This window comes from Lysinibacillus sp. NPDC058147 (genome assembly GCF_042884205.1).
In the GTDB taxonomy this organism is placed as follows: Bacteria; Bacillota; Bacilli; order Bacillales_A; family Planococcaceae; genus Lysinibacillus.
Genome location: NZ_JBHVUJ010000004.1, coordinates 178,476 through 194,151, shown reverse-complemented (window position 1 = coordinate 194,151; position 15,676 = coordinate 178,476). Strand labels below are relative to the sequence as shown.

Annotated in this window: 17 protein-coding genes and 1 pseudogene; 2 read left to right on the top strand and 16 right to left on the bottom strand. The window is 36.0% G+C overall.

All coding sequences use genetic code 11. The features are described from left to right. Position 1: 1 nt before the first annotated feature. Positions 2 to 589 carry an NAD(P)H-dependent oxidoreductase gene (locus ACFVT8_RS13660; RefSeq protein ID WP_387081518.1) on the bottom strand — a complete coding sequence of 196 codons (588 nt, stop codon included), beginning with the start codon at positions 587 to 589 and terminating at the stop codon, positions 2 to 4. Positions 590 to 710: 121 nt separating this feature from the next. Between ACFVT8_RS13660 and ACFVT8_RS13655 the strand changes: the two genes are divergently transcribed. After that, the gene (locus tag ACFVT8_RS13655; RefSeq protein ID WP_387080946.1) at positions 711 to 1,148 is read left to right on the top strand and encodes a MarR family winged helix-turn-helix transcriptional regulator; all 438 of its coding nucleotides are present in this window, start codon (positions 711 to 713) and stop codon (positions 1,146 to 1,148) included. Between the two features lie 141 nt (positions 1,149 to 1,289). After that, on the top strand, positions 1,290 to 2,054 hold the full coding sequence (locus ACFVT8_RS13650) for a YqcI/YcgG family protein (RefSeq protein WP_387080945.1): 765 nt from the start codon (positions 1,290 to 1,292) through the stop codon (positions 2,052 to 2,054). A gap of 116 nt (positions 2,055 to 2,170) precedes the next feature. Here ACFVT8_RS13650 and ACFVT8_RS13645 read toward each other — a convergent pair whose 3' ends face one another. The 15 genes and pseudogenes from ACFVT8_RS13645 to ribE all read right to left on the bottom strand — a co-directional run bounded on the left by ACFVT8_RS13645 (position 2,171) and on the right by ribE (position 15,561). Further along, the gene (locus ACFVT8_RS13645; protein ID WP_387080943.1) at positions 2,171 to 3,496 is read right to left on the bottom strand and encodes an amino acid permease; all 1,326 of its coding nucleotides are present in this window, start codon (positions 3,494 to 3,496) and stop codon (positions 2,171 to 2,173) included. 23 nt (positions 3,497 to 3,519) lie between these two features. Beyond that, complete coding sequence (locus tag ACFVT8_RS13640; RefSeq protein ID WP_387080941.1) at positions 3,520 to 4,455, bottom strand: arginine deiminase family protein; 936 nt, start codon at positions 4,453 to 4,455, stop codon at positions 3,520 to 3,522. A 147-nt stretch (positions 4,456 to 4,602) separates the two neighbouring features. Continuing rightward, complete coding sequence (locus ACFVT8_RS13635) at positions 4,603 to 4,830, bottom strand: transcriptional regulator SplA domain-containing protein (RefSeq protein ID WP_387080940.1); 228 nt, start codon at positions 4,828 to 4,830, stop codon at positions 4,603 to 4,605. Positions 4,831 to 5,189: 359 nt separating this feature from the next. After that, positions 5,190 to 5,699 (bottom strand): QueT transporter family protein, encoded by a 510-nt coding sequence (locus ACFVT8_RS13630; RefSeq protein ID WP_387080939.1) that lies wholly within the window; start codon positions 5,697 to 5,699, stop codon positions 5,190 to 5,192. A gap of 152 nt (positions 5,700 to 5,851) precedes the next feature. Continuing rightward, the gene (locus ACFVT8_RS13625; protein WP_387080938.1) at positions 5,852 to 6,607 is read right to left on the bottom strand and encodes a 3-oxoacyl-ACP reductase; all 756 of its coding nucleotides are present in this window, start codon (positions 6,605 to 6,607) and stop codon (positions 5,852 to 5,854) included. 55 nt (positions 6,608 to 6,662) lie between these two features. Further along, the gene (locus ACFVT8_RS13620; protein WP_049666662.1) at positions 6,663 to 6,884 is read right to left on the bottom strand and encodes a DUF2829 domain-containing protein; all 222 of its coding nucleotides are present in this window, start codon (positions 6,882 to 6,884) and stop codon (positions 6,663 to 6,665) included. Positions 6,885 to 7,056: 172 nt separating this feature from the next. Further along, positions 7,057 to 7,911 carry a GNAT family N-acetyltransferase gene (locus ACFVT8_RS13615; protein ID WP_387080937.1) on the bottom strand — a complete coding sequence of 285 codons (855 nt, stop codon included), beginning with the start codon at positions 7,909 to 7,911 and terminating at the stop codon, positions 7,057 to 7,059. Between the two features lie 158 nt (positions 7,912 to 8,069). Continuing rightward, positions 8,070 to 8,633 carry a histidine phosphatase family protein gene (locus ACFVT8_RS13610; RefSeq protein ID WP_387080935.1) on the bottom strand — a complete coding sequence of 188 codons (564 nt, stop codon included), beginning with the start codon at positions 8,631 to 8,633 and terminating at the stop codon, positions 8,070 to 8,072. A 330-nt stretch (positions 8,634 to 8,963) separates the two neighbouring features. Beyond that, the gene (locus ACFVT8_RS13605; RefSeq protein ID WP_387080933.1) at positions 8,964 to 10,268 is read right to left on the bottom strand and encodes a sensor histidine kinase; all 1,305 of its coding nucleotides are present in this window, start codon (positions 10,266 to 10,268) and stop codon (positions 8,964 to 8,966) included. Positions 10,269 to 10,783: 515 nt separating this feature from the next. Further along, positions 10,784 to 11,221, bottom strand: coding sequence for a carcinine hydrolase/isopenicillin-N N-acyltransferase family protein (locus tag ACFVT8_RS13600; protein WP_387080932.1), 438 nt, complete (start codon positions 11,219 to 11,221; stop codon positions 10,784 to 10,786). Then, a complete protein-coding gene (locus ACFVT8_RS13595; protein ID WP_387080930.1) occupies positions 11,218 to 11,823 on the bottom strand; it encodes a C45 family autoproteolytic acyltransferase/hydrolase in 606 nt (201 codons plus the stop codon). Before ACFVT8_RS13595 ends, ACFVT8_RS13600 begins: the two co-directional genes overlap by 4 nt. Positions 11,824 to 11,954: 131 nt before the next feature. Beyond that, positions 11,955 to 13,400, bottom strand: coding sequence for a spore germination protein (locus tag ACFVT8_RS13590; protein WP_387080929.1), 1,446 nt, complete (start codon positions 13,398 to 13,400; stop codon positions 11,955 to 11,957). Between the two features lie 171 nt (positions 13,401 to 13,571). Beyond that, positions 13,572 to 14,039 carry a 6,7-dimethyl-8-ribityllumazine synthase gene (ribH, locus tag ACFVT8_RS13585; RefSeq protein ID WP_387080927.1) on the bottom strand — a complete coding sequence of 156 codons (468 nt, stop codon included), beginning with the start codon at positions 14,037 to 14,039 and terminating at the stop codon, positions 13,572 to 13,574. 259 nt (positions 14,040 to 14,298) lie between these two features. Further along, positions 14,299 to 14,892, bottom strand: a pseudogene (gene ribB / locus ACFVT8_RS13580) (3,4-dihydroxy-2-butanone-4-phosphate synthase); the annotation flags it as partial. Positions 14,893 to 14,922: 30 nt separating this feature from the next. Next, complete coding sequence (gene ribE, locus ACFVT8_RS13575; protein ID WP_387080926.1) at positions 14,923 to 15,561, bottom strand: riboflavin synthase; 639 nt, start codon at positions 15,559 to 15,561, stop codon at positions 14,923 to 14,925. Between the last annotated feature and the right edge of the window lie 115 nt (positions 15,562 to 15,676).

Sequence of the window (15,676 nt, the reverse complement as noted above, 5' to 3'; positions counted from 1 at the left end):
CCTAGTAAGCTACTTTTCTAAAATATTGATAAATTTTTTCGAGTTTTCTGCTATGCCCACCCTTCTTACTTTCCATATTACCAAATTCAAAAAACTTCACTTGTTTAATGCCAACAAAATTAAATAACGCTCTTTTCATTAATATTTTATGAGCATTGTTTAGCCATAATAGTGGATATTTTGTTGGCCCCTTCATTGTCGAAATACACACCACTGATTTTCCTTTTAGAAGCCCCTCAGGAAAAAGTCCCTTTTTATCTTTATAAGCAAAATTGGCCGCAAACAATTGATCAAAATACCCTAGAAGCATTGCTGGTGGTCTTCCCCACCATATCGGATAAACAAAAACGATTTTATCAGCCCGCCTAATTTGCTCTCGATATTTCTCAAGCTTTGGATCACGAAACATATCACGACGGCGTTTATGTTCATGAAATACTAAAAGTGGATCAAAGTGTTCCTCGTATAAATCTAATACTTGAATCTCCTGTATGAATGGATTGTCATTACAGCCCTTCATAACCTCCTGTAAAAAAGCATAATTCAAACTTTTATGATTGGGATATGTATAAATAATTAATGTGTTCATCATGCATCCTCCATTACTTATCATTTGATAACAAAATAATAAACGCTCTACTTTTAGTTGTCAAATGATAATTGTTTTAAGATAAGTTTTTTGTTATCTTGTCAATAAGAGGTGATCTCGTTTGGACAAAAAAGAATTATTTAATCAGTTTGTAGCATTTACAACAGCGGTACATCAAGTTACGCATGAACTAACTCAAAACGTTAAAATCGATAATATTACACCTGTACAATATAAAATTTTAGAATATATAAAAGTAAGCCAACCAGTTACGCCTACTGAAATTAGTGATTGTCAGCATATGTCCCTACCTAATACGAGCCGTGAATTACGAAAATTACAGGAAAGAAAGTTTATTGAAAAAATTAGCGATACCGATGATCGTAGAAAGCACTACGTTTGCCTTACAGAAGTTGGAGAAAAAGTAATGGAGGAAGCATTTTCCTGTATAGAGGAGCGCTTTCAAAAGCTTATTCAACATGCATCTAAAAAAGACTTAGAGGACATTCATAATGCATTAATCATTCTTGACGAAAAGGTCTTTAATCCAAAATCATAAAATTAATCGATTTTTCTTAAAAAGCGGAACTATTTGCTATTTTCCTAACTTCTGTCATTTAGAAAACGTTAGCACAGTTACATCGTCACATTTTTGCTCTTTCTTTAATAGTCTAAGGATGTATAGAAGGAGGAGACATAAGTGGAAGTAGCAGTTTTAGACAAGAAGTGGATAGAAGAACATTTTGAAACACTTCCATTATGGCAACAGTCAGCATATACCGACTTCGCTGCCATGGTTGCAGATGAAGAAAATACGTTTCCCTGTATTCCAGCTAGAAAAGGTTTTTTATCGAACGAGCTTCGCTATAGTTTTATCGGAGATCCACGAGAGGATCAATCGATAAAGAAGTTATCACTATGCTTAAAGGAATACAATAAGAACGCGCAAACATTCGGAAAATACACAACTCATACCATTTTCTTCGAAACACCTAATGATATGCATAAAAATTTCGATGTTGAAGATTACAGAAATTTATTTTGGTCAGTTTTAAACAATTTAACTAAATTTGATGATATCGATTGGCCAAAGGGAATTCCAACGGATCCGTCGCATCATGAATGGGAATTTTGTTTTAACGGTGAACCTTATTTTGTGTCTTGTGCAACGCCCGCACATCAATTGCGTAAGAGTCGTAATTTCTCCACTTTATTAATGGCATTTCAGCCCCGTTGGATATTTGAAGAAATGAACGACTCTACTGTCTTTGGTCGAAAATTAAAGAAACTTATTCGTCAACGCATTAACGAATACGACGCTATTCCAGCTCATACTGATTTAAAATGGTATGGGCAAGAAGGTAGTTATGAATGGAAGCAGTATTTTTTAAGTGATGATAATAGTAGTGCATCGAAATGCCCTTTTTTACGTATGCAACATTCTCTGCAGAACAAAGAGCATTAATCAATTATGCCTCGGCATAATTCCGTGACATCCGCCAGAGGCTTTGTGCCAACAAATGTTTTTTGCACCGAAAGCATAGCGACAGGTACAGATGTTTGGGCACCCGCTAAAAGAAGTTAAACATATTTACCTTGTTTTTGCCTTTTCATAACAATCCAAGTCGCAATTCCTATGATGATGATAAAAAGCAGGCTCACGAAAAAACCGAGTCTGCTTGTTTTTTCCCCTAACGTCCCAGACACCGTCACCACTATGAGTAACATACCGATACCATTCTTCACATGCTCCCACTTCGACAGCTCCATTAGCTTCCTATATGTTACTAATATAAAGAGCCAGTTATAAATTAGCATTAAGCCTGCAGCAGTAACCAAATATTCAAAAATCTTTTCTGGCATAAGAAAGCCTACAACAATAGTGACGATTAAACCACTAGCTAAAAAAATAAATGCAGGAAATGGAATCTTCATTTTCCCTTTTTTCGCTAGAGAAGCTGGGGCATCGTGATCCTCTGCCAGTGTAATGAGAATCGTTATAACCGCATATAAAGAAGCCACCATTGTTGAAAAGCCTGCAATAATTAACACGCCATTAAAAATGTCTGCAAAAAAAGGTATATGATAACCGTTAAGCGCTGTAATAAATGGGCTTTCCTCAATATTAAAGTCCTTCCAAGAAACAAGCGCCAAGGCAAGCATAATAGCCATTAAAAAAATGATAGTTATAGCAATAAGCATCACTTTTCCAGCTTTCGGTGCTTCTTTAGGATTTTTTAAATCAATGACCATTAATCCCATTACCTCAATTCCACCAAATGCATAAAAGGCATATAGCAGCCCAAGCCATAGCCCTTTCACACCTTGTGAGAAAAATTCTTCATAATTCGCATGCAATGCCTCAAGTGTAGTTGATTCCGAATTAAACCCTTTTATTATTAAGACAACTGCTACTATAATAAACATCACAACCGCCGCTGCCTTTAACGCACCAAAAATATTTTGAAATTTTTCAAAGCCCTTCATACCCGTAAGAATAACGGCTAATCCAAGTGCAGCATAAATAGACGCAGCAACCCATAATGGAAGCGTTGGAAACCACAGTTTTGTGAAAATACCAAGCGCCGTCAATTGACTACCCATAATGAGCATCTCAGAAATTAAGTAAATCCAGCCATTACTAAATCCTGCCCAATTGCCAAAAGCTTGCTTTGCATAAGTACGGAATGAACCCTTATCTGGATTGTCAACTGACATCTTAACAAGAGCATCATAGACAATGTATGTAGCAATCGCCGCTAACAAAAAAGGAATCACGACAGCAGGACCACTTTTATGAATGGCCATACTTGTCCCAAGAAAAAATCCTGTTCCTAGTGTACAACCTATACCCAGAAGTGAAAGCTGCCACCAAGACAACCTCCCTTTACTTGTTTTAGATGTCATTTTGATCAATCCTCCTGCCTTTGCTACTTTCTTAACAATGGTAATGTCATGCAACGAATGCCACCACCGCCTTTTTCAAGCTCTGAGACATCAATTTCAATCAAATTCTTTTTTTGCAACAGTGGATGCTTCGTCCATTGCTGCTTTGATGCTTGCTTACTAATCAACAGTGTTTCGGGATTAAGATTGATAAAATTGATATCAGGGATTGTATTATATTTTTCAAGCCAGTAAACATCAAAGCCATGGTGATTTAAAAATTGCTCAGTCATTTCAAAACGATTTGTTTGAGCTGTGAACACATGTACAGGAAAATAACGCATAAAGTTTTTAGCTATTAGCAGATTAGCGTTCGTAACATTACAGTTCATATCTAAATGAAGTGTATCGGAGCGTCTTGGCAAATCAATGATCGCAATTTCCGAAAATCCTTCTTGGAAGATACGATCCTTAATACTTTCCACAGCCTCTAATGTAGTTCTCATTCCTATATTAATAAGTACGGCATCTTTATTTAAAATGAGGACATCTCCACATTCCAATGCAGTAGAAGGTTGTTTAACTTTTAAATTTTTTTCTGGAAACCACTTTTTTAATAATGAGTGTGCATGTGGATACTCTGGGCGCCTTAGCGAACTACCTGCCTCTCCAAGAAAAATACTATTTCCTATAACACAGGCAAGATCGCGTACAAAGTATCTATTAATAAGCTGTTCACTTACTGTTTTCTGCTCAGTTGTTAGCTCTTTAGAATAGTCGATAACATGGACACCCGCATTTTCTAGCGCTGTCTTAAATTCCATGAAATTCTCCATTGCTTTTACATGATTGACAGTAGCATCCCATCCTACATTTTCAGCTATTGTTAAATCTGTTACATCTAATTTTGAAGGCGCGCAAAGCATAACAACCTTAAGCTCTTCATGCTCCGACCAACAATTTGCTTGAAATGAGTCCATATTGTATTCTCCCCTTCTTTATTCCTATCTCTGTTAGCGTTACCACCAAGATTGGGATTATACAAATTATTTGTTATTTAGACAATTCATATATGAGGGCAAAAACAATCTCAGAAATGATAAATGAACTACTTTTTTCAGCCTCTATCAATGAAAATATTGGTGATAAGCTTGCTCGGCATCCATTTCGCATGTAAATATTAACATATCGTTTGTTAGCGGGTAATACGTCTCAAAGAGAAATAGCGCTAGCTCCTTTTGATTAGCCGGATTGTTCACTATTGCCGCTTCCTGTATGTTTGCTACATCATCAATAGATGGATGTTGATAAAAAATAAAAACTATATCCCCTGCACTATATTGCTGTTGCTTCATTCCATCACCTTCCTATGCCTTTCCACTAGTTTGGTGTAAAAAGATGTTAAATATAATTAATTTTTGATTCTCATATTGATATTTAATTAAATATTATCAAACTGTAAATATTCATCTATTCTCAAAAGGACCACTCTTAATTAAAAGGAAAAGTTGCGGCAGATGCTTATAAATTTTGGACGCCCCCGTTCCATGCTGGTGCTTTGTCTAGAGCAGTTTTGACGGTAAAAAAGAGCAGATGCCAGATGGATATGGCTCTTCATAAATGTTCAGGCACTCCTAAGACTGATTGCAAGCAGTTTCCCTTATAAAACCAAAAAAGCAAGTCACCTTTTAATGGTAACTCGCTTTACTTTAATTTATTTCGTCAAATCAATTTTTTTATTTAATAAATAAATAGTCATACCTCCAACAGTCATGGATAGCAATTCTCCAATACCTACAGTAAACCAAGTTGCCCAAAACGGAAGATCATAGAGAATTGTTAATTGTCCTGCAACGGTGAACATTGATATAGCAAAAATCAATGCAGTTATAACCATTTTCATAATATTATTTGTTATATTTTTCGTTACTCTGCGGCAAAGAATTAAAACGAGAAATGTCGCAATTCCGCCAATAGGGACATCTAATACCCACGTTGGTGACATGAAATTGGCGAGTACTACTCCTAGAGTCACTGCTAACACATAGCGCTTGTTGTATAGGGCCAGGTAGTTAAACATCTCCGACAAGCGTAGTTGAACTGCCCCAAAACTAATAACTGACAATAAAACAGTTACAGCCACATATAAAGCTGCAACAAGTGCCGTCTTAGTAAGTTCTGTTACAGAAGTACGGCTTGAATCTTTTACAATAGATGTATGCAATTTTATTCTCCTTTGTAAAATAGCATATTCGCTATTTTAGTAATAACTACGGCCAAAGGAAGAGAGCTTTTCACCCTATCTGAAGTGCCGCAGTGCAAGCTAAAATTTGCTTACTTGCGTATTATAGCAGAAGAATTTACGATTGAACAATACTATTTAGTAAGCCATCCGCCATCAATCGGTATAATTGCACCGTGTATATAATCAGCTGATTGACTAGTCAAATATAGTGTTAAACTTGCCACTTCACTAGGTTGAGCCCAGCGTCCAGCAGGCGTTTCATCGGCGACCCATTTTGCCATTGCACCATCACCTTCAAAATCCGCTTTATTCATAGGAGTTTGAATGGCTCCGGGTGCTATGGCATTGGCTCGTATTCCTGCACGACAATAATCTAGGTCTAACTGCTTCGTATAACCAACAATTGCATGTTTAGACGCTGTATATGCCGCACCTCCACCGCCTGCAACAAGTCCAGCAATAGATGCCATATTAACGATTGTGCCAGATTTTCGTTTAACCATATGGGGTAAAATCGTATTTGTCACAAAATAAGTACCTTTTACATTGGTATTCATAATTTTATCCCAAAGAGCTTCATCTGTATCAAGCGTTTTAGCAAAGCCATCTAAAACGCCTGCAGTATTTAATAAAATGTCTACCTGTTTAAATATTGAAATCGCCGCTTCAAATGCTTGCTCTACATCGTTCCTATTGCATACACTGCCTACTTTAAAAGCAAATTGTTCAGGAAATTGGTGATGTAGATTTACTAACCCTTGCTCATCTAAATCAAACCCGAATACACTAGCCCCATTTTCTAAAAATGCAATAGCTTGGGCTTGACCAATACCTGAAGCAGCCCCCGTTACAAATACCGTCTTGCCCATATATTCTTCATACTTCATACATATCTCTCCTCAAAAAACAAAGAAACCACCTCATTTGAGATGGCACTTTCGATTAATTGACAATTATCCAATCTTCCGCTAATAAATCACAAACTGTCGGTGTGAACATTGTATAGCCCTCACCACGTACATTAATTAAAAAATAAGGATTCAAAGCCTCGCCATCATGTTCGCTTTGTCCAACAAGCTTCACATACAATTCAGCACCGCCCCAACCTTTACGAATTACTTTTTCTCCCGCTTTTAAGCGTGGTAATATCTCTTCAAACGTCATTTAAATTCATCCTTTATTTACATTCTTTATCGGATTAGTATACTGGAATTATTAAATGTTGACAACCTGTTAAAGCTAGCCCTCAAGTAAAACCGTATTAAGTAGTTGTTGCCCATTAATCGTTGGTGTTCAGCTTAACGTTGACATTTTAACCATTCCTAATTTTCTCTACTCATCTCGCAAACATGTTCTTTTTCATTTGCACTTGCTCTGTCTTCACGTCTAGCCCATTTTCCATCAAATAGCGCGCCGCTGGATTGCTTGCTAAAAAGTTAACTGTGGATAGTTTTACTTTGTAATTTGTGATGCTTGCGATAAAGTGAGGAATATGTTCTACATTGCCATTCTCCAATAGCTCTAATTGATAAAGCACTATGTGGTCGATGGCTCCATCCTCACCCCATACTTTTTTATATAACATATAGCCAAGCGCTTCATTATCCTCGTTGTAAAAAACTTTAGCTTCACCATGTTTATTACTTTGCCAGCTACATTGCCAAGGAACATCTTCCTGATAAAATGATAAATACGGAAGCTGTTCTGGCCGAATTGTTTCCACATGAATTGCGACTTGCTCCTCTACTTTCGCTTCATATTCGCCACTTAAAAATAGCAATTGATTAGTAATTGTATAGCCATACTTCTTATATAACGCAATTGCTACTTTATTCTCTTTTATAGCTTCAAGCGTTGCAACTTCCACATTCTCTCTTTCATAGATGGCGATCGTTTCTTCCATTAAAACACGAGAAACACCTTTACCACGATAGTCTGGAGAAATACCTGTTCCGCCATTCCATGAGATTTTCTTACCATTTATTTGTCTGAAGCCATTTAATACAATACCCACAGGATTATTATGATCAAATGCGACAATTGAAAACTCTGGCGATAGTCCTTCTCCAACAAGTCGGTTTAAAAACATCTCTTCATTCATTTCTATTTGTACAAAATACCCCTCAAAGCCTTTATTCCAAGTTTTTAAAGTTTCCCCTAAAGTGCATTGTGAGACCGTTTTTATGTCCATACTTTTCTCCCATCCATTTATTATTATGCCTCAGCAAAATTGTGTACGGAATCCGTCAGAGGCTTAACCTCTTTCAGCTTTAGACACCCGCTGAAAAGCAATTTAGACCCGCATTCATCTCACCACCTATTGAGGTGGGAGGCTTCTACTGAAAGAAGTTAATTTGAGCTACTACCTAAAAGTGATAAATCTTCTAAGGTTAATTTTTTTATTAGTTCATAACCGTTTCCGGGACCCCTAGGTTTAACAATAACCATGCCCATGTTTGAAATTTCCCCTAATCCAATACCTTCAGGAAAGCTATGAGCAATGATCACTTGATTCATCCCCTGTGGCGGCTTTCTTTCTAGCACTGATTGTAGATTTGATAATATATTTGTTTTTTCAACGATTGGAATATTTCCACCTAATTTATAAATTTCATATCCAAGTGGATCAATTTGGATATAGGAATAAGGAAATGCGAGCTGTGCCGTTTCAATTGTACGACAAAAAGGACTTACGACAATTGGTGAACCGATCGGAATTTGTAAATATCGTAGCAGTTGACCAAAGTACATCGCTCCCCTTCGCCCAACTTCAGACAAATTTCTTTGAGTAAAACAATCTTGAAAATTTAAAGTTGGCTGATCTACCCCGACAGTTGCCTCACCATGCCTTGCATACAAAATGAATCCACCCTTTTTCAATAAATCCAGAATTGATTTATCCAAATATTTCATCTCCTCCTAATAGAATACCACGTTGATTATTAGTAATGTATGAAATGATTTGCTTAGAAAATGTAAATATGAAAGTTGTTTTGCAGCGAAGGAGTTACTTAAACCCTTTTACTTTGCTGCTAAAACTTCCTCTTGCGCCGGCAAACTCTTTTACTTCGCCGCTAAAACTCTCTATTGCGCCGGCAAACCCCTTTACTTCGCCGCTAAAACTCTCTATTGCGCCGGCAAACCCCTTTACTTCGCCGCTAAAACTCTCTATTGCGCCGGTCGCGAACTTTAATCAATAAAGATAAAAAACTTCCTACAATTTTCAGTAGGAAGTTTAGAAATTTACTTTATTGGAATGGTTACTATTGCCGTTGTCTCTAAATGCTCGGTTGAATCGATAGAAATTTGACCTTCGTACTTATTGACAATTTCATTTACAATAAACAGGCCCTGCCCTCTTATTTTACCATTTTCTGGTTTTTTAGTAGAAAATCCTTGCTTGAATATTTGCCCTGCTTCTACAATATTTGGTCCAGTATTTGTAACCTTAAATTCATATTGCTTGTCATCAGCTTTACAGCAAATTGTTATTTTACGTTGCTCATCCGATAATTCATTTGCCGCATCAATCGCATTATCTATTAAATTCGACAAGATTTTGATTAAATCTGTCGTTTTAATTTTATTAAATGCATCCTGTGATACTGAAAAATCCATATCAATATTATGATTTTGTGCAGTTAGTTTTTTCGTTTGTAATAAAATCGACAAGCCTGGGTGATCAATATTTAATTTGAGGGACCTAATAGCCTGAACCTCTTTGGATAGTGAATATAAATATTGTTTGGCCTGATCAGGTTTGTCTAATTGCAGAAATCCATGCAATACTTGTATATGATTTGTGAAATCATGTCTTAAAGATGACACTGAAGTGATTAAAGTTTTAATTTCTGATTGATATGTATCTTCTGTCGCCCCAACTTCCTTCGCTACTTCTTTTTGATACCATCTCTGTAAGAAGAAAACAGAGCCAATCACGATTAAAATAAGTACACCATTAAAAATAAAGACTAAAAGATTGTCTTCGATCACTTTTCCCTTAATGTCATTTAATGTGTCTGCACTAATATCAATTCCTATGTATGCAATGACCGCCCCTGTTTCATCCTTAATCGGTGCACCAACAGTTAAGTAGGAGCCATATATAGAATCTTGTAATACATCTGTTGTAAATGTTTCTCCATTATAAGCTTTTTGCACTTGTGTCTCGGGTACTGTACAGTCCATTCCGATATAAAAGCCTTTAACTTCACTTGGTAAACCCATAATCATTGCTTTGGATACCTTTGGATTTTCAATATCTAATGTATAAACAAATAAAGCACCTATTTTTACTCTTGCATCGTTTAAGTAACTTCTTATTTGCCAGTAATACTCATTTTCCTCGGGGTTATCTAAAAATTGTTTGTACGCCTCTACATCAATAGTAGATGCGATAGAAATAGCCGCTTTCAGACTTTGGTTCGCTATTGACTCTTCTACTGTCTTTTTCATTTTTATATAAGATGTAAAGATGTTTAAACTTGTAAACAGTACTAATAAGAGAGTTGATAGTATTAAAATTAGTTTTATTTTTCGTGTTTTCATACAAACTGGTACTTCCTTATCTATAGACATGAATAATGCCTTAATTTAGTTGGGCTTGGCTTTCGCAAATACAAAAATCTTTGCCGAAGTTCACATCATGTCATACTCTCCACTAGAGAAACGGTTTCAATCCAATATTTCTATTATACTATAGTAAACTTCTTTTTTATGGTTGTTCAATTATGTCTCGGCATAATTAAGTCCAGAATCGGCTTGGGTAAATGCATACGATTCAGGTTTCTTCGCAGCTCTAAATAAAAATATTCGTTCTTATCTTATCATCCCAAGTGAATTTTGACTATTACCAACCCACATTTATCGCCGCTTACTTTTTGGGCTATCTCCTCCCCATTATTGACGTTGGAGAAGTCTGTCAGGAATTGATAAAATCCTAAAACAATTTTTATTTTTCGAGCAAAACTTCTAGTCGTAACCATTAGTTTAATAATCCTTCTCTAGAAAGTAAACTAAAAAGGAGAAGCATTTTATCATACCCCCTCCTTATTATATATTGCTTATTCTATTCCATCTTTGTTGTTTAGATCAATCCAACCTTTTAATCTTTCAGGAAGCGTTAGAGCTTCGTCTAAATAATCTTTAAAAGAAATTGTTATTGGTTCTGCGTCCTGTCCTATTCCAACGATAACTTCTAGAAGCTTTGGCGAATAAACTACGGTATGTAATGTGCCAAAGTATTCTTGATAGTATTTAAAAAATAACGGAGAATTTCCATTATTAAAATGTCGGTAAGCATCCATTGTAGTCAAATTCTTTTCGAATAAATTATTTATAAAATGTTTTCGCTTGATGGACCCCTGAATATTTTTCTTATTTTTCTCTTTCATACTCGTTGCTTGAAAATGGTTCGTACAAATTAATGGATTCCCATTTCTTAATTCCTGCTTTTGTGGGGAAGCTTCTACTACTATAGATTGACCGCTTTGATCTGTCATTGAGTAATTGTAACAATAACCATGTGGGAGTTCCCTAACCTAATTATTTTAAGTGCTTCTTCAATATTTTTACATTGCTCCAATAATATTCGGACAATCGTTGAAGCGATAAAGCCCTCACCATGGTACTCATTGTTGACAAAATGCAGACCGACAACTAAGCCATACTCATTCATTCCATCAAGTCTACCGATAATTTGTTGGCTAAATCCAACACTTGCATATCCATTCATTGGATTAGAAAATACCAGTCTTGCATCATACAATATTGGACTAAAATCATAGTTTCTAATATAATTCCCGTTTTGCACAAAAGATGTGCAACCCATTTCTGGAAAGGTAATATTATAGCCACTATACATATCAATGACTGAATCCAGTGTTTGAGCTAATCCAACGGCCAATCCTTCCATTTCTTGCAAGAGACTTGGAGAATGATATTGTAATAATTGTTTTGCCATTTGGACATTTTTAAAATCCAAAGATTCATTCTGTATTGGATAAGAAGTTGACAGTAGTTCTTTACTTTGCTGAAGTCCAATTTGATAGTAACTACCCCTTACATTTATAACTTCTACGATTAATTCTTCATAAGATCTCATTTCTTTTCTCTCCTTATATAATGTAATTGGTTTTCTATATTTATCGTAAAGCTTCAAGTAAATAAAAGGTCAAGTGAAAAAAGACAAAAAAAATCAGGCCTATAAAAGCCTGATCTCTACGTGCTAAGTATTTATTTTTTCCTACTCGATGTCTTTGTATCATCCTGTGTATTTAAAAATTTCGGTCGCTTACGATAGCCTGAAGGAGATAGGCGGACTAAAGATCTTTTAATGTCCTGCCAATCTAAATCTGCTCCCATACTCAAGTATGGAACACCTAATACACGTAAATTTGCAGTATAAAGAAGTATGAAAAACACCGAAACGAAAAATCCAAATAACCCTAAAAAAGCAGATGCTAAAATAATGATTAACCTGAGAATACTCATTGATGTTACAATAGATTGGTTTATCAGTGTAAAAGCTGCAATACTTGAAGTAGCTATAACTACAATCATTGAAGGGCTCGTAACACCAGATTTAATGGCTGCATCTCCAATTATTAATCCCCCAACAACACTTATTGAACCACTAATAACATTGGGTAAATGTATATTTGCCTCTCGAAATAATTCAAACATAAAAAGCATCATTAATATTTCAAGAATAGTTGGAAATGGAAGCCCCATTCTTGATTCAACAACTGTTGCTAATAGGATGAATGGCAATTGCTCTTGATGGTGGGTTGTTAAGGCGAGCCAAAAACCTGGTAAAAGTACACTGATAAAAATAGCTATAATTCGTAGAATACGCTCCATAGAACTTACGATAATCGGATACTCATTATCCTCACCAGTTTTAAAAAGTAACATTGAATTAGCTGGGGTAATGATTGCATATGATACACCATCAACTATGATGATAATGCGTCCTCTACTTAAAGCTTGTACAGCAAAATCAGGGCGTCCAGTATAATCATGTTTAGGTAGAATCCTACCACCCTGCTCAATTCTTTCCATCAATAAATCTCCACTAAATACAATATCCGTATCAATTTGTTGTAGCTGTAGTTTTATTTTCTCAAGCATCTGTTGATTTACGACATCTTCAAAATAAAGTACAGCTACGGTTGTTCTGGATCGTTTACCAAGTTCATACGTCTCAACACTTAATGAATTAGTAGGTAATCGTTTTCGTAATAAAGCAATATTGATAAAAACATCCTCAATAAAATCATCTCTCGGACCTTTGACAATTAATTCAAGAGTTGTTTCTTTAGGCTCCCGATTCGGTTTATTAGCGATATAACTTGAATACAGCAAATTCATATCTTCAAAATAGATTAAAACATGTCCTTTATAAACTCTTGTGATGGCATCATCTTTACTTGATATTTTCTGAAGATGGGGAACGCGTAAATTGTTTTGTATATGTTCTTCTAACATTTCCTCCGATGTTGCAGTAAATAATGATTGAACTCGTTGTACAATAACGGTCTGCAGTAAACGCTCATTAATCATCTCTTCACATTTTATCAGATGTACTTTATGTTGCTGAAAGAAATACTCTTGGAATTTCACATCAGCAGAGCGTTGAAATAGTGACTTCAAAGATTTCAAATTTAACTCTTGTTCCATTGATGAAATATTCCTCATCTCCTACTGAGCCAGCTCCAAATTAGTACATTTATGAGTAACAACATAGATACACTTACGGATATTTTCCCCATGCTTAAAAAAAATATTCATTTCAAAATGTTTTTCAGAATAATTTACCTATGGAATTTCCATTCTATTATTAGGAATGATTTATCTAATCATCTTCTTTAAATTTGCCATTTCAATAGCAGACATTGCCGCGTCATAACCTTTATTTCCTGATTTAGTACCTGCACGTTCAATCGCTTGTTCAATATTTTCAGTAGTAACAATGCCAAAAATAACTGGTACATTTGTAGTTAATGACACATTTGCAATTCCTTTTGCTGATTCATTACATACATAATCATAATGTGTTGTTGAGCCACGGATTACTGTACCTAATCCAATAATGGCATCATATTTCTTTGTTTCAGCTAACTGTTTTGCAATGAATGGCACTTCAAATGCACCTGGAACCCATGCTACATCAATAGAATCCTCATCCACACCATGACGCTTTAAACCATCTAATGCTCCGTCTAATAATTTACTTGTAATAAATTCGTTGAAACGACCTACTATTACTGCTATTTTTAAATCCGTACCAATTAATTGTGCTTCAAATGTTTTAACCATTTTTAATCTCTCCTCTTTTATCTTGTCTAATCATCATAAAGTGGGGTTGATTTCCGTTCCGACTGGGCGCTTTCCTGGGGGCGTCCGATGAGCCGCTTCGCTTGCGCTCCATGGTCTCATCTGTGACGCTAATCCCCAAGGAGTCACCCAGTCTCCACTCCAATCAACTTATATACTAGAGTACTTTTTACAAATGTTATTCCAAACTTTTATTGATGATCCTTTATATTGTCTGTGTGTTTTCTTCTATTATTTGTTGACGACGATATGTTGCCAATGCTTCAATTGAAATCATTTTTAAATGATGTTGTGCTGCATATTTAACAAGGTCATTAAAGCGTAGCATTTTGCCATTGTACCCCATAATTTCACAAATAATGCCCGCAGGAATACTATGACAAAGCTTGGCCAAATCAATTGTAGCTTCTGTATGTCCTCTACGCTCTAATACACCATTGTCCTTTGCAATTAACGGGAATACATGGCCCGGTCTACGAAAATCCGCAGCTTTTGCTTGTGGCTCTAGCATTTTTTGTATAGTCATTGCCCGTTCAAAGGCGCTAATTCCAGTTGTTGTGTCTACATGATCTACACTAACGGTAAATGCCGTTTGATGATTATCTGTATTAATACTGACCATAGGCGCTAATGCTAATTTTTGTGCAAGTTGCTGTGAAATCGGTGTACATATAAGACCTCTTCCATAGGTCGCCATAAAGTTAATCGTTTCAGGTGTCATAAATTCCGCAAGAGCGAGTAAGTCCCCTTCGTTTTCTCGGTCCTCGTCATCTACTACAATAATCATCTTACCTTGTTTTAAATCCTCAATTGCTTCTTCAATTGAATGTAGCAAAATCGCCACCTCCTGTTCTTAAAGTGTTGTTTAAAACCCGTTTTGTGCTAAGAAGTCTCTTGTGATGGTCGGCGGTTCCTGTCCATACTTAAGTTGATGCAAAATGTATTTACCAACTAAATCGGTTTCTACATTGACGAGATCACCAATCTTCTTCTTACCTAAAATCGTTTCTTTGTAAGTGTGGGGTATCAGGGATACTGTGACACCGTTTTTCTCGACCTGAAAGAGTGTTAGACTCGTTCCATCAATTGTGATGGAGCCCTTTGGAATACAGTAGCCCGTTAGCTCCTTTGATAATTCAATATCAATATAGACTGCATTTGCCAATGGCCGCTTGCGTACTATTTTCCCTACCCCGTCTACATGTCCGGAGACAAAATGACCACCGAAACGCCCATTAGCTGACATAGCGCGCTCTAAATTTACCGGATCTCCAACTGCGAGCTGCTGTAAATTTGTTGCGCTTACTGTTTCAGGCATTACATCCATCGTTAGCTCTTGTTCATTAAAATGTATCACTGTTAAACAAACACCATTGACCGCTATACTGTCCCCGAGCTTTACATCCTCTACCATTTTCTTTGAAATAACGGTAATTTTCATACTTTGTCGATCGCTTTGCATGGTTTTTAAGGTACCAATATCCTCAACAATTCCCGTAAACATTTTTTCACCTACTTTCAATCATTTAATAATTTTCGTTCAAACAAAAAACCCCTTAATTTAAAGGGGTTTGGGAGTTCATATACATAAGACGTCAACAAATAAACCTCATGGATAT